The organism is Serratia sp. 4542, from assembly GCF_016805595.1.
Classification (GTDB): Bacteria; Pseudomonadota; Gammaproteobacteria; order Enterobacterales; family Enterobacteriaceae; genus Serratia; species Serratia nevei.
Map to the genome: position 1 here is coordinate 21,565 of NZ_RXKV01000006.1, position 20,702 is coordinate 42,266.

At 60.5% G+C, this 20,702-nt stretch carries 21 protein-coding genes; 18 read left to right on the top strand and 3 right to left on the bottom strand.

Annotation, left to right across the window (positions count from 1 at the left end; translation table 11 throughout):
- Positions 1 to 374: 374 nt before the first annotated feature.
- Genes EKL15_RS07155 through EKL15_RS07195 form a run of 9 tightly spaced genes read left to right on the top strand, consistent with a single transcriptional unit; the run spans position 375 to position 7,868 of the window.
- Positions 375 to 677, top strand: a complete 303-nt coding sequence (locus EKL15_RS07155; RefSeq protein ID WP_025160087.1) for an urease subunit gamma — start codon at positions 375 to 377, stop codon at positions 675 to 677.
- 55 nt (positions 678 to 732) lie between these two features.
- Positions 733 to 1,179: an urease subunit beta gene (locus tag EKL15_RS07160; protein ID WP_087763216.1), complete on the top strand. Its 447-nt coding sequence runs from the start codon at positions 733 to 735 to the stop codon at positions 1,177 to 1,179.
- Between the two features lie 3 nt (positions 1,180 to 1,182).
- Positions 1,183 to 2,898 carry an urease subunit alpha gene (locus EKL15_RS07165; RefSeq protein ID WP_060440636.1) on the top strand — a complete coding sequence of 572 codons (1,716 nt, stop codon included), beginning with the start codon at positions 1,183 to 1,185 and terminating at the stop codon, positions 2,896 to 2,898.
- 12 nt (positions 2,899 to 2,910) lie between these two features.
- Entirely contained in the window at positions 2,911 to 3,507 is a 597-nt protein-coding gene (gene ureE / locus EKL15_RS07170) for an urease accessory protein UreE (protein ID WP_047572557.1), read from the top strand.
- Entirely contained in the window at positions 3,504 to 4,190 is a 687-nt protein-coding gene (locus EKL15_RS07175; RefSeq protein ID WP_049202285.1) for an urease accessory protein UreF, read from the top strand. Before ureE ends, EKL15_RS07175 begins: the two co-directional genes overlap by 4 nt.
- Complete coding sequence (ureG, locus tag EKL15_RS07180) at positions 4,187 to 4,843, top strand: urease accessory protein UreG (protein WP_175444080.1); 657 nt, start codon at positions 4,187 to 4,189, stop codon at positions 4,841 to 4,843. Before EKL15_RS07175 ends, ureG begins: the two co-directional genes overlap by 4 nt.
- Complete coding sequence (locus tag EKL15_RS07185) at positions 4,840 to 5,787, top strand: urease accessory protein UreD (protein WP_049202286.1); 948 nt, start codon at positions 4,840 to 4,842, stop codon at positions 5,785 to 5,787. The genes ureG and EKL15_RS07185 overlap by 4 nt, the downstream gene beginning before the upstream one ends.
- A gap of 19 nt (positions 5,788 to 5,806) precedes the next feature.
- A complete protein-coding gene (gene yut / locus EKL15_RS07190) occupies positions 5,807 to 6,784 on the top strand; it encodes an urea transporter (RefSeq protein ID WP_060425293.1) in 978 nt (325 codons plus the stop codon).
- Positions 6,785 to 6,824: 40 nt separating this feature from the next.
- Positions 6,825 to 7,868 (top strand): HoxN/HupN/NixA family nickel/cobalt transporter, encoded by a 1,044-nt coding sequence (locus EKL15_RS07195; protein WP_203089160.1) that lies wholly within the window; start codon positions 6,825 to 6,827, stop codon positions 7,866 to 7,868.
- 73 nt (positions 7,869 to 7,941) lie between these two features.
- Here EKL15_RS07195 and EKL15_RS07200 read toward each other — a convergent pair whose 3' ends face one another.
- Positions 7,942 to 8,094 carry a Hok/Gef family protein gene (locus tag EKL15_RS07200; RefSeq protein ID WP_004930217.1) on the bottom strand — a complete coding sequence of 51 codons (153 nt, stop codon included), beginning with the start codon at positions 8,092 to 8,094 and terminating at the stop codon, positions 7,942 to 7,944.
- 289 nt (positions 8,095 to 8,383) lie between these two features.
- Positions 8,384 to 10,840, bottom strand: a complete 2,457-nt coding sequence (gene fadE / locus EKL15_RS07205; protein WP_038871338.1) for an acyl-CoA dehydrogenase FadE — start codon at positions 10,838 to 10,840, stop codon at positions 8,384 to 8,386.
- A 246-nt stretch (positions 10,841 to 11,086) separates the two neighbouring features.
- On the opposite strand from fadE, the gene lpcA reads away from it, so the two are divergent.
- Both lpcA and EKL15_RS07215 read left to right on the top strand, forming a co-directional pair.
- Positions 11,087 to 11,668: a D-sedoheptulose 7-phosphate isomerase gene (lpcA, locus tag EKL15_RS07210; protein ID WP_004930220.1), complete on the top strand. Its 582-nt coding sequence runs from the start codon at positions 11,087 to 11,089 to the stop codon at positions 11,666 to 11,668.
- 97 nt (positions 11,669 to 11,765) lie between these two features.
- Positions 11,766 to 12,569, top strand: a complete 804-nt coding sequence (locus tag EKL15_RS07215; RefSeq protein WP_004930222.1) for a class II glutamine amidotransferase — start codon at positions 11,766 to 11,768, stop codon at positions 12,567 to 12,569.
- Here EKL15_RS07215 and dpaA read toward each other — a convergent pair.
- A complete protein-coding gene (dpaA, locus tag EKL15_RS07220; protein WP_060425295.1) occupies positions 12,504 to 13,271 on the bottom strand; it encodes a peptidoglycan meso-diaminopimelic acid protein amidase in 768 nt (255 codons plus the stop codon). The genes EKL15_RS07215 and dpaA overlap by 66 nt on opposite strands.
- Before the next feature lie 553 nt (positions 13,272 to 13,824).
- Here dpaA and EKL15_RS07225 point away from each other — a divergent pair.
- The 7 genes from EKL15_RS07225 to EKL15_RS07255 are packed head-to-tail and all read left to right on the top strand — an operon-like array spanning position 13,825 to position 20,699.
- A complete protein-coding gene (locus EKL15_RS07225; protein WP_033649925.1) occupies positions 13,825 to 15,174 on the top strand; it encodes a Na(+)-translocating NADH-quinone reductase subunit A in 1,350 nt (449 codons plus the stop codon).
- 3 nt (positions 15,175 to 15,177) lie between these two features.
- Positions 15,178 to 16,419: an NADH:ubiquinone reductase (Na(+)-transporting) subunit B gene (locus EKL15_RS07230; protein ID WP_033649926.1), complete on the top strand. Its 1,242-nt coding sequence runs from the start codon at positions 15,178 to 15,180 to the stop codon at positions 16,417 to 16,419.
- Positions 16,409 to 17,203, top strand: coding sequence for a Na(+)-translocating NADH-quinone reductase subunit C (locus EKL15_RS07235; RefSeq protein WP_015376731.1), 795 nt, complete (start codon positions 16,409 to 16,411; stop codon positions 17,201 to 17,203). The genes EKL15_RS07230 and EKL15_RS07235 overlap by 11 nt, the downstream gene beginning before the upstream one ends.
- Positions 17,196 to 17,825 (top strand): NADH:ubiquinone reductase (Na(+)-transporting) subunit D, encoded by a 630-nt coding sequence (locus EKL15_RS07240; RefSeq protein WP_004930232.1) that lies wholly within the window; start codon positions 17,196 to 17,198, stop codon positions 17,823 to 17,825. Before EKL15_RS07235 ends, EKL15_RS07240 begins: the two co-directional genes overlap by 8 nt.
- A 6-nt stretch (positions 17,826 to 17,831) precedes the next feature.
- On the top strand, positions 17,832 to 18,428 hold the full coding sequence (nqrE, locus tag EKL15_RS07245) for an NADH:ubiquinone reductase (Na(+)-transporting) subunit E (protein ID WP_015376732.1): 597 nt from the start codon (positions 17,832 to 17,834) through the stop codon (positions 18,426 to 18,428).
- 15 nt (positions 18,429 to 18,443) lie between these two features.
- Positions 18,444 to 19,667, top strand: coding sequence for an NADH:ubiquinone reductase (Na(+)-transporting) subunit F (nqrF, locus tag EKL15_RS07250; RefSeq protein WP_033649928.1), 1,224 nt, complete (start codon positions 18,444 to 18,446; stop codon positions 19,665 to 19,667).
- Positions 19,668 to 20,699: an FAD:protein FMN transferase gene (locus EKL15_RS07255; protein WP_203089169.1), complete on the top strand. Its 1,032-nt coding sequence runs from the start codon at positions 19,668 to 19,670 to the stop codon at positions 20,697 to 20,699.
- The last annotated feature ends 3 nt before the right edge of the window (positions 20,700 to 20,702 follow it).

Sequence of the window (20,702 nt, forward strand, 5' to 3'; positions counted from 1 at the left end):
TATATTTTCTGACCGTTGGTTACATGTCTTTAATATTAGTGGTTTGGTGCCTGAGGAGGGTATTTTTCTGGGTTTTATTGAGGTGGTGAAAACAAAGCAGGGTGGGCTGTGCTTTTTTTGATCGTTTTATTGTGGAAACAGAAAGAGAAAAAAAGAAATTGTATCGATAAAAACTATCATGTCACCGTTACTTTTTTATGGCGTGGGATAACTCATGCTCTAACGTGAATAAAGTTGTGGGTTGATCATCTCAATATTACCTCCTAGATTGTTCGAGGGTCAGATAAACGCAAATAAATAACGCAAGGTTATTAACTATTAATCACCTTTGGCCTCGTTTTGTCTGATTATTCCTATCGAGATCGGAGTGCCCCATGCAATTAACGCCAAGAGAAATTGAAAAGTTGATGGTCTATACCCTGGCCGACGTCGCATTAAAGCGAAAGTCCAGAGGGATAAAGCTGAATTACCCCGAGGCGGTGGCGATTATTACCACCGCAGCGCTGGAAGGCGCCCGCGAGGGAAAAACGCTGGAAGAAGTCATGAACGACACGCGGCAGGTATTGAGCCGCGATGACGTGATGGACGGCGTGGCGGATCTGATCCCGCACGTGCAGGTCGAAGCGATATTCAGCGACGGCAGCCGCCTGGTGACGGTGCACGATCCGATTCAGTAAGTGCGGTTTGCGTTCCTGATTGCCACGGATAAACCCTATCAGCACAGGTATTTCGATGAAAAAGCATGACCCAGAAAAGCACGTGCCGCCCGGCGGCTATATCCTGTCCGAAACCCCCATTACCTTCAATGAAGATCGCGAAAGCCTTATTTTAACGGTGCGTAACACCGGCGACAGGCCTATTCAGGTCGGTTCGCATTTTCATTTCTTTGAGGCCAACAAAGCCTTGCAATTCGATCGCGCTGCCGCCTTTGGCAAGCGTTTGAATATCACTGCCACGACGGCGATCCGTTTTGAACCCGGTGACGAGATTGAGGTGGCGCTTATTGCCATCGGCGGCAAACAAACGGTCTACGGTTTTAATAATCTGGTGGACGGTTGGGCGGGGGACAGCCCGGTTGCGGCCGGTGAAAGAGTAAAGAAAACGATAGATGTAAAGCGAGCTATTGAGCTGGGTTATAAAAACCTCGATCAGGCGCCGACGAAAACGAGCGAGGAATAACGCATGCCAACTCTCTCCAGGCAAGAATATGCCGGGCTGTTCGGCCCAACCACCGGCGATAAAATTCGTTTGGGCGATACGCAACTGTTTATTGAAATAGAGAAAGACCTGCGCGGCTACGGCGAGGAATCGGTCTACGGCGGCGGCAAGTCGCTGCGTGACGGCATGGGCGCCGACAACCGATTAACCAGCGATAACGTGCTGGATCTGGTGATTACCAACGTAACGATTTTGGACGCCCGGCAAGGGGTGATCAAGGCGGACGTCGGCATCAAAAACGGCCTGATCGCCGGCATCGGCAAAAGCGGCAACCCGGCGATGATGAACGGCGTCACGCCCGGGATGGTGGTGGGCGTCAGCACCGACGCTATCTCGGGCGAGCACCTGATCCTGACCGCCGCCGGCATCGATACGCATATCCACTTCATTTCGCCGCAGCAGGCGGCGCATGCGCTTTCCAACGGCGTGACGACGTTCTTCGGCGGTGGCGTCGGGCCGACCGACGGCTCCAACGGCACCACCGTGACCGCCGGGCCCTGGCATATCCACCGCATGCTGCGCGCCTTCGAGACTATGCCGGTCAACGTGGGGATGCTCGGCAAGGGGCACGCTTCGCACGCTGCGCCGCTGGTCGAACAAATCGCCGCCGGCGTGGCGGGGCTGAAAGTGCATGAGGACTGGGGCGCCACCAACTCCGCGCTGCGCCACGCGTTGCGCGTGGCCGACGACATGGATATTCAGGTGGCGGTGCACACCGACAGCCTGAATGAAGGCGGCTACGTCGAGGACACCATCGACGCCTTTGAAGGGCGCACCATCCACACCTTCCACACCGAAGGCGCCGGCGGCGGGCACTCGCCGGATATCATCAAGGTTGCCGCGCAGATGAACGTGTTGCCGAGCTCCACCAACCCCACGCTGCCGTTCGGCATCAACAGCCAGGCCGAATTGTTCGACATGATCATGGTGTGCCACAACCTCAATCCCAATGTGCCGGCCGACGTGGCGTTCTCCGAAAGCCGGGTGCGGCCGGAAACCATCGCGGCGGAAAACGTGCTGCACGACATGGGCGTGCTGTCGATGTTTTCCAGCGATTCCCAGGCGATGGGGCGGGTCGGCGAAAACTGGTTGCGGGTGATGCAGACGGCACATGCGATGAAAGTCGCGCGCGGCAAGCTGCCGGAAGACGCGGCGGAGCACGACAACTTCCGCGTGTTGCGCTACGTGGCGAAGATCACCATCAACCCGGCGATTGCGCAGGGCATCAGCCACGTGCTGGGTTCGGTCGAGGTCGGCAAGATGGCCGATCTGGTGCTGTGGGAGCCGCGCTTCTTCGGCGCCAAGCCGAAGCTGGTGATCAAGGGCGGGATGATCAACTGGGCGGTGATGGGCGATCCCAACGCGTCGTTGCCGACGCCGCAGCCCACGTTCTACCGCCCGATGTTCGGTGCCATGGGCAAATCGCTGCAGGAAACCTGCGTCACCTTCGTCTCCGGCGCCGCGTTGCACGACGGCATCAAAGAGAAACTGGGGCTGGAGCGGCAGGTGATGGCGGTGCATAACTGCCGGGCGATCTCCAAGCAGGACATGGTGCGCAATGCGGAAACGCCGAACATCGAGGTGGATCCCGAAACCTTCGCGGTCAAGGTCAACGGCGAACACGCCACGGTGAAGCCCATCTCCACCGCCGTGCTTAATCAACGCTATTTCTTCAGCTAGGAACCGCCGCTCATGATCGTGATTGAAAAGATACTCGGCAATATCAAACGGGATGCCGACTGGCGCGAACGCTTGCAACACGCCTCGCTGGACGTGCTGGCGCTTTCGCAGTGGGAGGCGCAGAAAAGCCGCTGCCGCAAGACGACCCGCGACGGCCAGGATCTCGGCATCTCCCTCGATCGTCATCAGGTGCTGGCCGACGGCGACGTGTTGCTTTGGGACGAAGCGAACCGCAGCGCGGTGGTGGTGCAGATGAACCTGCGCGACGTGATGGTCATCCATCTTGAGTCGTTGCTGGCGACCGATATGGCGACGGTGCTGAAGACCGCGTTCGAACTGGGGCATGCGCTGGGCAATCAGCACTGGAAATCGGTCATCAAAGGGAATCGCATCTTTATTCCGCTGACGGTGGCGACCAAGGTGATGGATTCGGTGATGAAAACCCACGGTTTCCACGCGTTGCCTTATTCGTTCGTGAAGGGCGAAAGCATTTTGCCGCATTTGACCCAGCCCGAAGCGCGCTTGCTGTTCGGCGGCGCGGAGGATTCCGCCACCCATGTGCATGTCGACAGCCCCTTCCTCGGCCAGCATGTGATCAAACTGAAATGAACGCCGTCCAGTTGATTCGCATTCTGCAGTTTGCCGACTCGGTGCTGCCGGTGGGGGCGTTCGCCTTTTCCAACGGCGTCGAGTCGGCGATCCAGGCCGGCATCGTGCGCGATGCCGACACGCTGCAGTCGTTCACCCGCACCGCCTTGCAACAGGCGGCGGGCGGCGACGGCCGAGCGGTGACGGCGGCCTGCCGGGCGCTGCAGGCCGGCGATCGCGAGGCGGCGATGGGCCACGACTGGGCACTGTTCAACCGCAAGCTGAACGAAGAGGGCCGCAACATGGTGGTGCGGATGGGAAAAAAGCTGGCGGAAATGGCGGCGGCCATCTGCGACGAACCTCAGGTGGTTTGGTGGCTTGAGCAGATCAAAACCGGCCGCGCCGCCGGCACCTATCCGGTGACGCAGGCGGTGGTGATGACGGCGCTGGGCGCCGGCCCGCGCGAGGTGGCGGTGATGCATCAGTACGGCGTGGCGATGACCATTCTCAGCGCCGCCATGCGCCTGATGCGCGTCACCCATATCGACACCCAACGCATCCTGTTTCAACTCAACCGGGACATCGACGTTTTTTGTGACGAAGCCGAACGCGGCGGCGTTGAACAAATGGCCTCTTATGCGCCGGTGACCGATGTCCTGGCCGCACTGCACGTCGGCGCATTTACCCGACTGTTCAGCAACTGATAAAAGGAACGAGCAGAGTGAAAAAAATTACCCGCATCGGTATCGGCGGCCCGGTAGGCTCGGGCAAGACCGCGATCATTGAAGTCATCACGCCGCGCTTGATCGAGCGGGGCATCAGCCCGCTAATCATCACCAACGACATCGTCACCACCGAAGACGCCAAACAGGTCAAGCGCACGCTCAAGGGGATCCTGGACGAGGAGAAAATTTTGGGCGTGGAAACCGGCGCTTGCCCGCATACCGCCGTGCGCGAGGATCCGAGCATGAATATCGCGGCGGTAGAGGAGATGGAGGCCCGCTTTCCGGAAAGCGACGTGGTGATGATCGAGAGCGGCGGCGATAACCTGACGCTGACCTTCAGCCCGGCGCTGGCGGACTTTTACATCTATGTCATCGACGTCGCCGAAGGGGAAAAGATCCCGCGCAAAAACGGCCCGGGCCTGGTGCAGGCCGACATCCTGGTGATCAACAAAATCGATCTGGCCCCCTATGTCGGCGCCAGCCTGGCGGTGATGGAACACGACACCCGCGTGGTGCGCGGCGAGCGGCCTTATATTCTCACCAACTGCAAAACCGGCGAAGGCATCGACGAGCTGGTGGACATGATCATGCGTGATTTCCTGTTCACCCATGCGCCGTCGGCGGCGGTATGACTGCGGTCAGCGAAGCCGCGAGGCGCGTCGCGCAGCTTGGCGCCGATGCGCCGGAGCTGGCCGATTATCAGGATGAGCCGCCGCAAATGGCCAGCGGCGGCGTGGGCAAAACCGGCTATCTGCGGCTGGGGTTTGCGCTAAGCGGGCATCGCAGCGTGCTGCGGCAGATGGAGCGGCGCGTACCGTTTCTGGTGCAGCGGGCGCTGTATTGGGATGAAGCGCTGCCGCAGATGCCGTGCGTGTTCGTCATCTCCACCTCGGGATGCATCTTGCAGGGCGATCGCCTGACGCTCGAGGTGCAGGTCGCCCCCCAGGCCTGCGGGCATGTCACCACCCAGTCGGCGACCAAGATCCACGCCATGGAAAATAATTACGCGGCGCAGATGCAGACGCTGACGCTCGAAGAGGGCAGCTATCTGGAGATGATGCCCGATCCGGTGATCCCCCACTGCGGTTCGCGCTTCATTACCGATACCCGCATTACGCTGCACCCGACGGCGACGCTGCTCTACGGCGAGATCCTGATGTCGGGGCGCAAACACCATCAGGCGGATCGCGGGTTCAGATTCGACGTGTACTCCTCGCGCATCAGTGCCTGCCGCCCCGAGGGCAAGACGCTGTTTGTCGAACGCTATGTGCTGGAGCCGCATAAACACCCGCTGAACGGGGTCGGCGTGATGGGGCCGTTCGACGTGTTCGGCAATGTGATCCTGCTGACGCCGCCCGAGCACCATCAGCGGATCCTCGATCGCATCGCGCCCCATTATGACGAGGTTGAGGGGATCGCCAGCGGCGTCAGCCGGTTGCCCAACGAGTGTGGGCTGATCTTTAAGGCCCTGGGCAAAGAGGCGCGCCAGGTGAAGGCGGCCATTCGCGTTTTCTGGCGCGTCGCCCGGGAAGAGATCCTGGGCGTGACGCTGCCGGAGCCCTTTATCTGGCGCTAATCTGCAGCGGGAAGCGGTCATGACGACAAGGTGGAGTTGGGGCGGTCTGTGTGCCCACAGCCGGATAGCGGTGGCGACGGATGCGGTGCTGCGCGGCTGTTCGCAGGTGATGTTTCAAAATAACCCGTTGACCGGATTACTGTTTTTTATCGCCATTTTCGTGGGCGCCTATGAGGAAGGGTTGCCGCAGGTGGCCTTCGGCTGTCTGCTGGGCACTGCGTCGGCGACGCTGAGCGCGGCGTGGCTGGTGGACGATCGCACGGCGTTGCGCTCTGGGCTGTATGGCTACAACGGCTGCCTGGTCGGCGCCGCGCTGCCGACCTTTTTACTGCCCTCGGCCTGGCTGTGGATCGGCGTGATGTTCAGCAGCACGATCTCGGTGATCGTCACCGTTGGCCTCAATCGGCTGTTGCGCACCTGGAAGATCGCGGCGCTGACGGCGCCTTTCGTGCTGACCACCTGGACGGTGCTGTTGGCCAGCTACCCGTTCAGCCATCTGCGGCATGTACGGTTGCCGGCGGCGGCCATCCCGGCCGACGGGGCGGTGTTCTACGCGCATCCCGGCGTCGCAGAGATGCTGAGCGGCGCGCTGCACGGCGTTTCTCAGGTCTTTTTGTGCAGCAGCGTGAGCGGTGGCGTACTGCTGTTGCTCGGGCTGGCGGTGTCGTCGCCGCGCGCGATGCTGCTGGGTTTTTTCGGCGCGTTGCTGGCGGTGGCCACATCGCTGGCGATCGGCGCCGATCCGCAGGCGGTTTTCGCCGGGCTGTACGCCTTCAGCGCAGTGCTGACGGCGGTGGCGCTGGGATCCGTCTTCAACCCACCCGGCCGGCGAGTGCTGATCTATACGCTGCTCGGCGTGATTTTTACGGTGTTGGTGCAGGGCGCGTTCAATACCCTGCTGGCCCCGCTGGGCATGCCGTCGTTGACCATGCCGTTCGTGATCGCGTCCTGGCTGTTTTTGAGCGCCAATCCGGCGGTGATCGCGGCGCGGCGCTAATCCATTGATTTGAACATAACGATAAAACAGGAGTGTGGGTATGGCGGTAGTTTCCGAAGGATTGCATGGCGCGGCCCGGCGACGGGCGGTATCCCTGTTGTTGGGGCTGGTGGCGGTCAACGTCATCGTCTGGCTGCTGGCGCTGGCGGTGTTCAAAGACAATGCCGCGCTGATGGGCACCGCCTTGCTGGCCTACAGTTTTGGTTTGCGCCATGCGGTGGATGCCGATCACATCGCCGCGATCGACAACGTGACCCGCAAGCTGATGCAGCAGGGCAAAACGCCGGTGGCGGTCGGTACCTTCTTCTCGCTCGGCCACTCGACCATCGTGGTGCTGGCCTCGGCCGCGATTGCCGCGACGGCGATGATGTTCAGCCGTCAGATGGGCTGGTTTCACGAAACCGGCGGCCTGATCGGCACGCTGGTGTCCTCGTTGTTTTTGCTGACGGTCGCCTTTATCAATCTGCTGGTGCTGATCTCCGTGTGGCGAGCGTTCCGGCAGGTGAAGGCGGGCGAGCTGCCAGCGCATCAATCGCTGGATCTGCTGATGAGCGGCGGCGGTGTGCTGGCGCGCTGTTTCCGCCCGCTGTTCAGGCTGGTGAACCAGAGCTGGCACATGTACCTGGTGGGTTTCTTGTTTGGCCTGGGCTTCGACACCGCCACCGAGGTCGGGCTGCTGGGGATTTCAGCCGCCGGTGCGGGCCACGGCATGAATCTGTGGAGCATCATGCTGTTCCCGGCGCTGTTCACCGCCGGGATGGCGCTGATCGACTCCATCGACAACTTCGTGATGATTGGCGCTTACGGTTGGGCGTTCTCCAAACCGATCCGCAAACTGTACTACAACATGACCATCACGGCGGCGTCGGTGATCATCGCAGTGTTTATCGGCGGCATCGAAGCGCTCGGGCTTATCGCCGACAAGCTGGCGCTGTCCGGCCCGCTGTGGGACGCCGTCGCGCGGCTCAACGATCATCTGGGGGAGATGGGCTATTGGGTGATCGCCGTGTTCATCTTCTGCTGGTTGGTGTCGGTGGTGAATTACCGCCTGCGCGGCTACGACAAACTGACGGTCAGCGGTTGAAAAGACGGGGGCTCGTGGATCCTGCCTGACACCATCGGCCAAAGGGCGGGGCGAACCCCGCCGTTGGGTTGCCTTACCGTTCGGATTCGTAAGCCAAAGTGGCCGCAACCTCCGAGTCTCCCAGCCTGATGCGCAGTTCGCACAGCGAACCGCGGGTTAGCCAGATGAACGCGATCAGCGTCATACAGACGATCACCAGTTTAAGTACGACCCGTTTTTGCTGCATTTTTGACCTCCCTATCCTTGCCTTGCGGCGGGTAAGAGGCTAACCTGATGTTGCTTGGCATCAGAGTGGCCTCGGGTTGATAATATCGACTCGGGGCCTTTCTCTTTCTCTCCTTTGCCAAGGCTCCGGACAGAAAGATCCAGAGCACCCGCCGCGCAGTCTACTCGAACTTCCTTCCCGTGAAATCCGCCGTTGCGCCAACCTGCGGCGCGGTGCGCAGTTCGTGATGCAAGAAAAGAAAAAGGGGCGATGATGATCGCCCCTTGGATGCGTGAAGCTTGAATTGGCGTTAAGCCGCTTCGGTCTGCTGTTGGCGCTTAGACTGCGCCGCCGGCTTTTCCGGCTTGGCGGCCGCCAGCGCATCCGGCGCAAAGTCGTCCACGTTGATGGAGCGCAGACGGCTCTCTTCGGCTTTCACCAGAATTTTCGCTTCGTCGGCGCTGATCTTGCCTTCTTCCAGCGCGCGTTCCGCCAAACGATCCAGACGGGTGAACGGCAGGTTTTTGCCGACTGCCTTGCACAGACGTTCGTGAATCGGCTCGGCGGCCATCACGTCGGCCAGCGCCGCTTCCAGCAGGCCGATTGGGTTATGTTCGCTCGGCGTCAGGTACTGGCCGCGCCCCAGACGGCTGCGGGTGGCGGAAGGTACCTGCAGGATCTTAGCCAACTGGTGATCCAGACGATCGGACGGTGCGGTATGCACACGGCCGAGCGGGAAGACCACGAAGCGCATCGCGCCGGCGATAAAGCGGTTCGGGAAGTTACGCAGCAGGTCATCCAGCGCCTGTTCGGCTTTATGCAGGCTGTCTTGCACGCCCCAATGCACCAGCGGCAGATCTTCTTTCTGACGGCCTTCGTCGTCAAAGCGTTTCAGCACGGCGGAAGCCAAATACATCTGGCTGAGGATGTCCCCCAGGCGAGCGGAGATGCGCTCGCGGCGCTTCAGGCTACCGCCCAGCACGCCCATGGAAACGTCCGACAGCAACGCCAGGTTGGCGCTCAGGCGGTTCAATTGCTGATAGTAACGACGGGTCGCGTCCTTGGTCGGCGTGGCGCTGGTGCGGCCGTTGGTCAGGCCCAGCCAGAAGCTGCGTACCTTGTTGCTGCCGACGTGGCCCAGATGGCCGAACAGCGATTTATCGAAGGCGTTCAGATCGTTGCTCTGCGCCGCCGCCATTTCATCCAGCACATAAGGATGGCAGCGGATCGCGCCTTGACCGAAGATCATCATGGTGCGGGTCAGGATGTTCGCGCCTTCCACCGTGATGGCGATCGGTGCGCCCTGATAGGCGCGAGCCAGGAAGTTGGATTCGCCGAGCATGATGCCTTTACCGCCGGCGATGTCCATGGCGTCAACGATCGACTGCTGGCCGCGGTGCGTACAGTGGTATTTGACGATGGCCGACAGCACGGCCGGCTTCTCGCCCTGCACCAGCGCATAGGTGATCAGCGAAGCGGCGGCGTCCATCACATAGGTGTTGCCGGCGATGCGCGCCAACGGCTCTTCGATCCCTTCCATCTTGCCGATGGAGATCTTGAACTGACGGCGAATGTGCGCGTAGGCACCGGTCGCCAGGGCGATGGATTTCAGGCTGCCGGTAGAGTTGGACGGCAGGGTGATGCCGCGACCGACCGACAGACACTCAACCAGCATGCGCCAGCCCTGGCCGGCCATTTTCGGGCCGCCGATGATGTAATCGATTGGGACGAACACGTCGGTGCCGCGGGTCGGGCCGTTTTGGAACGGCACGTTCAGCGGGAAGTGGCGGTTGCCGATTTCCACGCCCGGCGTGCTGGTCGGGATCAGCGCACAGGTGATGCCCGGGGATTCGTTGTCGCTCAGCAGGCGGTTCGGGTCATGCAGTTTGAACGCCAGGCCCAGTACGGTGGCGACCGGCGCCAGCGTGATGTAGCGCTTGTTCCAGGTCAGGCGCATGCCCAGCACCTGTTTGCCCTGCCAGTCGCCCATGCACACGGTGCCGACGTCCGGAATGGCACCGGCATCGGAGCCCGCTTCCGGGCTGGTCAGCGCGAAGCAAGGGATCTCGTCGCCGCGCGCCAGGCCCGGCAGATAGTGGTTTTTCTGTTCTTCGGTGCCGTAGTGCTGCAGCAGTTCGCCCGGGCCGAGGGAGTTCGGCACGCCGACGGTGATCGCCAGGATGCCGGAAACGCCGGCCAGTTTTTGCAGCACCATCGCCTGAGCATAAGGAGAGAATTCCAGACCGCCGTACTCTTTCTTGATGATCATCGCGAAGAAACGGTGTTCTTTCAGGTATGCCCAGAGTTCAGGCGGCAGATCGGCCAGTTCGTGGGTGATCTGGAAGTCGTTGGCCATGCGGCAGGCTTCTTCCACCGGGCCGTCGATAAACGCCTGCTCTTCTTCCGTCAGGCGCGGTTTCGGATAGCTGTGCAGCTTGTTCCAGTCCGGCGCGCCGCGGAACAGATCGCCTTCCCACCAGGTGGTGCCGGCGTCGATCGCCTCCTTCTCGGTGGTGGACATCGGCGGCATCACCTTGCGGAAGGCGCGCAACGCCGGTGCGGAGAGCAGGGAACGGCGCAGGGAGGAAAGGTTCAGCGGCAGCAGCACGATCGCCAGCGGCAGCAACAGCCAGAAGCTCCACAGGCCAATCGCACCCATGGCGGCGGTGTACGCCACCAGGATCAGGCTGCTGAGGGTAAGGTTCACTCGGTGGTAGAACACCACGCCGAGGAGAGCCAGTAAAACGACAATACTAAGAACCATCATAAGAAGCTCCGAAGTAGTAAGAGGTCTGACCTGTTGTGTGTATGTAATAGGTTTTAGTACAAGGCAGAATTTTTATCAATGCGTTTACAGTTTAATTACAACTCAGGTCACAAACTGACAGCACCAATCATCAAAAACCTCTCCGCTTCCTTAACCGGCGCGCTGTTTGGCTGAGAATGCTTCTCGCTGTTTCCGCGATCCGGTACACTGCGGAGCGGAAGATTTGACGATAACAAGAGGTTCCTCATGTACCACGACCTTATTCGCAGTGAACTGAACGAAGCGGCTGATACCCTGGCGAAATTTATCAATGACGACGCCAACATCGACGCCATCCAACGTGCGGCGGTGCTGCTGGCGGATTCCTTCAAAGCCGGCGGTAAAGTGATTTCCTGCGGCAACGGCGGTTCCCATTGCGACGCGATGCACTTCGCCGAAGAGCTGACCGGCCGCTACCGTGAAAACCGCCCGGGCTACCCGGCGATTGCCATCTCGGACGTGAGCCACCTGTCCTGCGTCAGCAACGACTTCGGCTATGAGTACGTCTTCTCTCGCTATGTGGAAGCGGTAGGCCGCGAAGGCGACGTGCTGCTGGGCATTTCCACCTCCGGCAACTCCGGCAACATCATCAAGGCCATCGACGCGGCGCGCGCCAAGGGGATGAAAGTGATCACCCTGACCGGCAAGGACGGCGGCAAGATGGCGGGTTCCGCCGATGTGGAAATTCGCGTGCCGCACTTCGGCTACGCCGACCGCATTCAGGAAATCCACATCAAAGCGATTCACATCTTGATTCAGCTGATCGAAAAAGAGATGGTTAAGGCTTGATAGCCTGCGGGGAGCTGCGGCTCCCCATGAATAAGACTGCGGGCGCCGCATGGTGCGCCCGCACAGCCTGTGTCAGTGTGGTTAAGGAGTGCTGGCGATGTGTGAACTGCTCGGGATGAGCGCAAACGTACCGACCGATATCTGCTTCAGCTTTACCGGCCTGGTACAGCGCGGCGGCCGCACCGGGCCGCATAAGGATGGCTGGGGCATTACCTTCTATGAAGGGAACGGCTGCCGCACATTCAAGGATCCGCAGCCGAGCTTCAACTCGCCGATCGCCCGCCTGGTGCAGGACTACCCGATCAAGTCCTGTGCGGTGGTGTCCCATATTCGCCAGGCCAACCGCGGCGAAGTGGCGCTGGAAAACACCCACCCGTTCACCCGCGAACTGTGGGGCCGCAACTGGACCTACGCGCACAACGGCCAGTTGAAAGGCTACCGTCAGCTGGATACCGGCACGTTTCGCCCGGTCGGCCAGACCGACAGCGAATACGCGTTCTGCTGGCTGCTGCATCAGCTGGCGCTGAAATACCCGCGCACCCCGAGCCAGTGGCCGGCGGTTTTCCGCTACATCGGCCTGTTGGCGAGCCAGCTGCGCAAGAAAGGGGTATTCAACATGCTGTTGTCGGACGGGCGCTTCGTGATGGCCTATTGCTCCACCAACCTGTATTGGATCACGCGCCGCGCACCGTTCGGCAAGGCGACGCTGCTCGATCAGGATGTGGAAATCGATTTTCAGCAGCAGACCACACCGAACGATGTGGTCACGGTGATCGCCACCCAACCGCTGACCGCCAACGAAACCTGGCACAAGATTGAGCCAGGCGAGTTCGCGTTATTTCACTTCGGTGAGCGGCTTGTTCTGAGCGAAGGGGTTGGTGTTGGGCGTCGGGCTGGCTGACGCGTACTGCGTCATCTGGCCGCTGCTCATCAACGGTTGACCCAGCACGTACTGGCCGTTGTCCACGGTCATCATCGGTGGCTGGTGGTTCTTCGCGAAGTAATCGTAGCCCGGCTTCAGCTGGCGCCAGAAGGCGATATAGCTGGATGACGCATGGCGCTTGAGGTTTTGCTCGGTCATGCGGAACGGGTAGATGCTGATGTCGACGCGGCTTTGGCCATAGGCGAAGGCGGCTTCGACATAGCGATAGATCTCATCCATATAGGTGTTGGTCATCGCGTAACAGCCGATCGATTTACATTCACCGTGGATCATCAGATAAGCACCGGAATAGCCCTGCGATTTATCGTAATCATTAGGGAAACCGATATTGATCGCCCGATAATACTTGCTGTCGGGTTTCAGATGGCGCGCGTCAACGCTATAAAAGCCTTCCGGACTTTTAAAGTCGCCTTCACGACGTTTAGGACCCAGCCCACCGGAGAAATTACAGATCGGGAACGTGTTGACCAGGCGGAATTCATTGCCCATTTTGGCATACAATTCCAGCTTGCGTTCCTCTTTGAAGATCTGAATATAGACCGGCGAACCCAATAATTGCTGTTTAACTACCGGCGTTTCCGGTACCTGCTCGCTGGCGCTGCAGGCCGTGATCATCGGCATAGAAACAAGCATCGCAAACAACAGCGCGATTTTGCTCATTATTATTCCTGCTTATATTTATCTGCCGGCGCAATGACGTTGGTCGGCATGCCACTGATTATTGTTTTTACTGCTGCAAAACACCGCCAGATTACCAGCGCGTTTATTTTTAGCAATACGTGATATGTATAAAAAAACGACAAAGCTCGATAAAAGTGAAATGACCGGCAGATTTTAACGATAAGTAGTGAAAAACAGGCGAAATTTAATTGCGTTTGCTTGACCCAAGTCACGACGGAACGCAGAACAATGTTGCGAACAATGTTAATATTCCCTCTTCAATTTAACGCGCTGTGGCGATTGAAGCGGCAGGGGTTATGGCATATAACCCGGCCGTTTTGATGGTTATTTGGCTACAGGCCGTTAACACATCGACTGTCGAGCAAACAACGGAAAGGGGGAATCAAGGGAATGCGCGTTACCCCGATTTTTCACTGCGAGAAAGTTCATGTTGGGCGTGCCGCCATGCGCACTGCCCGGCAATCCTGGCATCGTCAGCACCCGCCTCTGGGGCTGGGCAGACGTGTAAACCAAACTACATCGTATAAATCCTATGATTAAGATCAGAAAAGGGTTAGATCTGCCAATAGCCGGGGCTCCGGTTCAGGCGATCCAAGACGGCCCGAACATTCAGCATGTCGCCCTGCTTGGGGAAGAGTATGTCGGAATGCGTCCCTCCATGCTGGTGCAGGAAGGCGATACCGTTAAGAAAGGCCAGGCGTTGTTCGAAGATAAGAAAAACCCCGGGGTTTTCTTCACGGCTCCCGCCAGCGGCCGCATCGCCGCGATTAACCGCGGCGAACGGCGCGTATTGCAATCGGTGGTGATTGCGCTGGAAAACGGCGGTGACGATCAGCTCGAGTTTGCGCATTACCCGCTGGGTGAGCTGGCCCAGCTGCCGCGCGAACAGGTCGAGAGTGAACTGATCGCCAGCGGCCTGTGGACCGCGCTGCGCACCCGTCCGTTCAGCAAAACGCCGAGCCCCGGCAGCGAAGCGCGCGCTATTTTCGTCACCGCGATGGATACCCAGCCGCTGGCCGCCGATCCGCAGGTGATCATCGCCGAACAGCTGGCGGCGTTCAACGCCGGGCTGCTGGTGTTGGCGCGCCTGACGACGGGCAAGGTACACGTATGCCACGCCGCCGGTGCCTCCGTTGGCCAGCAGAGCAGCCCGCAGATCGCCTACAGCGAATTTGCCGGCCCGCACCCCGCCGGGCTGGTGGGTACGCACATTCACTTCCTGGAACCGGTCAGCCTGAAGAAAACCGTTTGGCACATCGGCTACCAGGACGTCATCGCCATCGGCACGCTGTTCACCACCGGTAAGCTCGATACCCGCCGGGTCGTGGCGCTGGCCGGGCCGCAGGTGGCGCAGCCGGCGCTGCTGCGCACCCGCCTGGGGGCCAGCCTCGAGGAGCTGACCGCCGGCCGCCTGAAAGACGGCGAGAACCGGGTGATCTCCGGTTCGGTGCTGAACGGCATGCACGCCGCCGGCCCGAACGCCTGGCTCGGCCGTTTCCACTCGCAGGTGTCGGTGCTGGAAGAAGGGCGCGACAAAGAGCTGTTCGGTTGGATCGTGCCTTCGCCGAACAAGTTCTCCATTACCCGCACCACGCTGGGCCACTTCCTGAAGAACAAACTGTTCGCCTTCTCGACTACCACTAACGGCGGCGAGCGCGCCATGGTGCCGATCGGCAACTACGAGCGGGTGATGCCGCTGGACATTTTGCCGACGCTGCTGCTGCGCGATCTGCTGGCGGGCGACAGCGACAGCGCGCAGGCGTTGGGCTGTCTGGAGCTGGACGAGGAAGATCTGGCGCTGTGCACCTTCGTTTGCCCCGGCAAGTATGAGTACGCGCCGGTGCTGCGCGAGGTGCTGACCAAGATTGAGCAGGAAGGATAACCGATGGGCCTGAAGAATTATTTTGAGAAGATAGAGCATCACTTCACGCCGGGCGGCAAACTGGAAAAGTGGTACCCGCTGTATGAAGCGACCACCACGGTGTTTTATACCCCCGGCACGGTGACGCGCGGCGCTTCGCACGTGCGCGACGCCATCGATTTGAAACGCATGATGATCCTGGTGTGGCTGGCGGTATTCCCGGCGATGTTCTGGGGCATGTACAACGTCGGCCAGCAGGCAATCCCGGCGCTGCACCATCTGTACAGCGGCGACGAGCTGCAACAGGTGCTGGCGGGCGACTGGCATTATCGCCTGGCGCAGTGGCTCGGCGCCTCGCTGGCGGCCGACGCCGGCTGGGTCAGCAAAATGGTGCTGGGCGCCTGTTACTTCCTGCCGATCTACGCCGTGGTGTTTGTCGTCGGCGGCTTCTGGGAAGTGCTGTTTGCCATTATCCGCAAGCATGAGGTCAACGAAGGCTTCTTCGTCACCTCTATCCTGTTCGCGCTGATCGTGCCGCCGACCCTGCCGCTGTGGCAGGCCGCGCTGGGCATCACCTTCGGCGTGGTGGTGGCCAAAGAGATCTTCGGCGGCACCGGGCGCAACTTCCTCAACCCGGCGTTGGCCGGCCGCGCCTTCCTGTTCTTCGCCTATCCGGCGCAGATCTCCGGCGATCTGGTGTGGACCTCTGCGGACGGTTTCTCCGGCGCGACGCCGCTGGCGCAGTGGAGCGCAGGCGGGGCGCACAGCTTGAGCAACGTGGCCACCGGCCAGTCCATCAGCTGGATGGACGCCTTCCTCGGCAACATTCCCGGCTCCATCGGTGAAGTCTCCACGCTGATGATCCTGATCGGCGGGGCGATTATCCTGTTCGGCCGCGTGGCCTCCTGGCGCATCGTCGCCGGCGTAATGCTCGGCATGGTGGCTTCCGCCCTGTTGTTCAACGCCATCGGTTCCGATACCAACCCGATGTTCGCCATGCCGTGGTACTGGCATCTGGTGCTGGGCGGTTTCGCCTTCGGCATGATCTTTATGGCGACCGACCCGGTTTCCGCCTCCTTCACCAACAAGGGGAAATGGTGGTACGGCATTCTGATCGGCGTGATGTGCGTGCTGATCCGGGTGGTCAACCCCGCCTATCCGGAAGGCATGATGCTGGCGATCCTGTTCGCCAACCTGTTCGCACCGCTGTTCGATTATCTGGTGGTGCAGGCCAACATCAAGCGGAGAAAAGCCCGTGGCGAATGAAGCGAAAAACGACGGCATCGGTAAAACGCTGCTGGTAGTGCTGCTGCTGTGTCTGGTGTGTTCAGTGGTGGTGGCGGGCTCCGCCGTCGGCCTGAAGTCCAAACAGCAGGAGCAAAAGCTGCTCGATAAGCAGCGCAATATTCTCGACGTAGCCGGCCTGTTGCAGCCGAAAATGGAGAGCGAGCAGGTCAAGCGCCTGTACAGCGAGCGCATCGAGCCGCGCCTGGTGGATCTGAACAGCGGCGAGTTTGTCGCCGGCAAGGCGGCGGCGTTCGATCTGGGCGCCGCGCTGCGCGACGACGCCAAAAGCGTGGCGCTGGCGGCGGGCGACGATCCGGCCGGCATCAAGCGCCGCAGCAATCAGGCGGAAATCTACCTGGTGCGCGATGAAAGCGGCCAGGTGAACAAGATTGTGCTGCCGGTATACGGCACCGGCCTGTGGTCGATGATGTACGCCTTCGTGGCGCTGGATAACGACGGCAACACGGTCAAGGGCATCACCTACTACGACCAGGGGGAAACCCCGGGGCTGGGTGGCGAGGTCGAGAACCCGTCCTGGCGCCAGCAGTGGGTCGGCAAACAGCTGTTCGACGACAACGGCCAGCCGGCGATCCGCGTGGTGAAAGGCGGCGCGCGTCAGGGGGATGTGCACGGGGTGGACGGCCTGTCCGGCGCCACGCTGACCTCCAACGGCGTGCAGCATACGTTTGATTTCTGGTTGGGCGAGCACGGCTTCGGCCCGTTCCTGAAAAAAGTTCGTGAAGGAGCGCTGAAAAATGGCTGATTCCAAAGAGATAAAGCGGGTCCTGCTGGGGCCGCTGTTCGACAATAACCCGATCGCCCTGCAGGTGCTGGGCGTCTGTTCTGCGTTGGCGGTGACCACCAAGCTGGAGACGGCGGTGGTGATGACCATTGCGGTGACGCTGGTCACGGCGTTCTCCAGCTTCTTCATCTCGCTGATCCGTCACCATATTCCCAACAGCGTGCGCATCATCGTGCAGATGGCGATCATCGCCTCGCTGGTGATCGTGGTCGATCAGCTGTTGCGCGCCTACGCGTTCGAGATCTCCAAGCAGCTGTCGGTGTTCGTCGGCCTTATCATCACCAACTGTATCGTGATGGGGCGCGCCGAGGCTTACGCCATGAAGTCGCCGCCGATCGAGAGCTTTATGGACGGCATCGGCAACGGGCTGGGCTACGGGGTGATCCTGGTGCTGGTCGGTTTCCTGCGCGAGCTGATTGGCTCCGGCAAGCTGTTCGGCGTCCCGGTGCTGGAAACGGTGCAGAACGGCGGCTGGTATCAGCCGAACGGCCTGTTCCTGCTGGCGCCGAGCGCGTTCTTCATCATCGGCCTGCTGATCTGGGTGCTGCGCACCCTGAAGCCGGCGCAGATCGAAAAGGAGTAAAGGCCGATGGAACACTATATCAGCCTGTTTGTGCGCGCGGTGTTCGTTGAGAACATGGCGCTGGCGTTCTTCCTCGGGATGTGTACCTTCCTGGCGGTGTCGAAGAAGGTCTCGACCGCCTTTGGCCTGGGCATCGCGGTGACCATCGTGCTCGGCATTTCGGTGCCGGTGAACAACCTGGTCTACAACCTGATCCTGCGCGACGGCGCGCTGGTGGAAGGCGTCGATCTGAGCTTCCTCAACTTCATCACCTTCATCGGCGTGATCGCGGCGCTGGTGCAGATTTTGGAGATGATCCTCGATCGCTTCTTCCCGTCGCTGTATAACGCGCTCGGCATCTTCCTGCCGCTCATCACCGTGAACTGCGCCATCTTCGGCGGCGTGTCCTTCATGGTGCAGCGCGACTACAACTTCGCCGAATCGGTGGTGTACGGCATCGGCTCCGGCACCGGCTGGATGCTGGCGATCGTCGCCATGGCGGGGATCCGCGAAAAACTCAAGTATGCCAACGTGCCGGCGGGACTGCGCGGCCTGGGCATTACCTTTATCACCACCGGACTGATGGCGCTGGGCTTCATGTCCTTCTCCGGTGTTCAGTTGTAAAGGCGGGAAGAATTTATGGAAATTATTTTAGGCGTAGCAATGTTCACCACCATCGTGATGGTGCTGGTATTGCTGATCCTGTTCGCCAAATCGAAGCTGGTGAACACCGGCGACATCGCGGTGGAGATCAACGGCGATTTGGATAAGAGCTTCCATGCGCCGGCGGGCGACAAGCTGCTCAACGTGCTCTCCAGCCAGGGAATTTTCGTCTCCTCGGCCTGCGGCGGCGGCGGTTCCTGCGGCCAGTGCCGGGTGGTGATCAAAGAGGGCGGCGGCGATATCCTGCCGACCGAGCTCTCGCACATCAACAAGCGCGAAGCGAAAGAGGGTTGCCGCCTGGCTTGCCAGGTGAACGTGAAGCAGAACCTGAAGATCGAGCTGCCGGAAGAGATCTTCGGCGTGAAGAAATGGGAGTGCGAAGTTATCTCCAACGATAACAAAGCCACCTTTATCAAAGAGCTGAAGCTGAAGATCCCCGATGGCGAAGACGTGCCGTTCCGCGCGGGCGGTTTCATCCAGATCGAAGCCCCGGCGCACGACATCAGCTACGCCGACTTCGACGTGCCGCAGGAGTATCGCGGCGACTGGGACAAGTTCAACCTGTTCCGCTACCGCTCGACGGTGAACGACACCACGGTGCGCGCCTACTCGATGGCCAACTACCCGGAAGAGAAGGGCATCATCATGCTCAACGTGCGTATCGCCACGCCGCCGCCAAACAACCCGGACGTGCCGCCGGGCATCATGTCTTCCTATATCTGGTCGCTGAAGGCGGGTGACAAGGTGACGATCTCCGGGCCGTTCGGCGAGTTCTTCGCCAAGGACACCGACGCCGAAATGATCTTCATCGGCGGCGGCGCGGGCATGGCGCCGATGCGTTCGCACATCTTCGATCAGCTCAAGCGCCTGAACTCGAAGCGCAAGATCACCTTCTGGTACGGCGCGCGTTCGCTGCGCGAGATGTTCTATGAAGACGACTTCAACCAGCTGCAGGCGGAGAACGACAACTTCACCTGGCACGTAGCGCTGTCGGATCCGCAGCCGGAAGATAACTGGACCGGCTACACCGGCTTTATCCATAATGTTCTGCTGGAGAACTACCTGAGGAATCACCCGGCGCCGGAGGACTGCGAGTTTTACATGTGCGGGCCGCCGATGATGAACGCTGCGGTGATCAAGATGCTGAAAGATCTGGGCGTCGAAGACGAAAACATCATGCTGGATGACTTTGGTGGCTAAATGCGCGCATTGGCGATGAAGAACTGGCTGACGGGCGTGGCGCTGAGCGCCACCCTGCTGCTGACCGGCTGCGGGCCGGAACAGGTGGACCTGACGGGTAGAACCATGGGCACCTCGTATTCGATCCGTTATGTGACCGGCGACGATACGCCGTCGGCGCGCGAGATGCAGGCGGAGATCGATAAACGGCTGGAGCAGGTGAACGACCAGATGTCCACCTACCGGCCGGACTCCGAGCTGAGCCGCTTCAACGCCAGCCGCGACATTGACCGGCCATTCCCGGTTTCGCCGGCGACCGCTGAGGTGGTGCGCGAAGCGCTGCGCATCAACCGCGTGACCGATGGCGCGCTGGACGTGACCGTCGGGCCGCTGGTCAATCTGTGGGGCTTCGGCCCGGAAGGGCGGCCGGATAAAGTGCCGAGCGAGGCGGAGCTGGCGCACCGCCGCGCCTGGACCGGTGCCGATAAACTGACGGTGCAGGGCAGCGCGCTGGTGAAAAGCATCCCCGAACTGTATGTCGACCTGTCGTCGATCGCCAAAGGATACGGCGTGGACGTGGTGGCGGAGTATCTGCAATCGCAACACGTGCAAAATTACATGGTGGATATCGGCGGTGAGGTGCGCACGCGCGGGCGCAACGGCGAGCAAAAGCCGTGGCGCATCGCCATCGAGCGCCCGACCGCCGGTGCGCAGCAGCAGGCGCAGTTGGTGATCCAGCCGGGGGAGATGTCGATCGCCACCTCGGGTGACTATCGCAACTACTTCGAGCAGGACGGGGTGCGCTATTCGCACACCATCGATCCTATCACCGGCCGGCCGATCAACCACCGCCTGGTGTCGATCACCGTACTGAGCCCGACCTGCATGACCGCCGACGGCCTGTCCACCGGCCTGAACGTGATGGGGCCGGAGCGCGGCCTGGCGCTGGCCAATCTGCTCGGTATCCCGGTGTTCATGATCGTGAAAACCGCCGACGGGTTTGAGGAGCGTTATTCGGACGCGTTCAAACCCTACCTGAAAAAGCGTTCGTGAGGT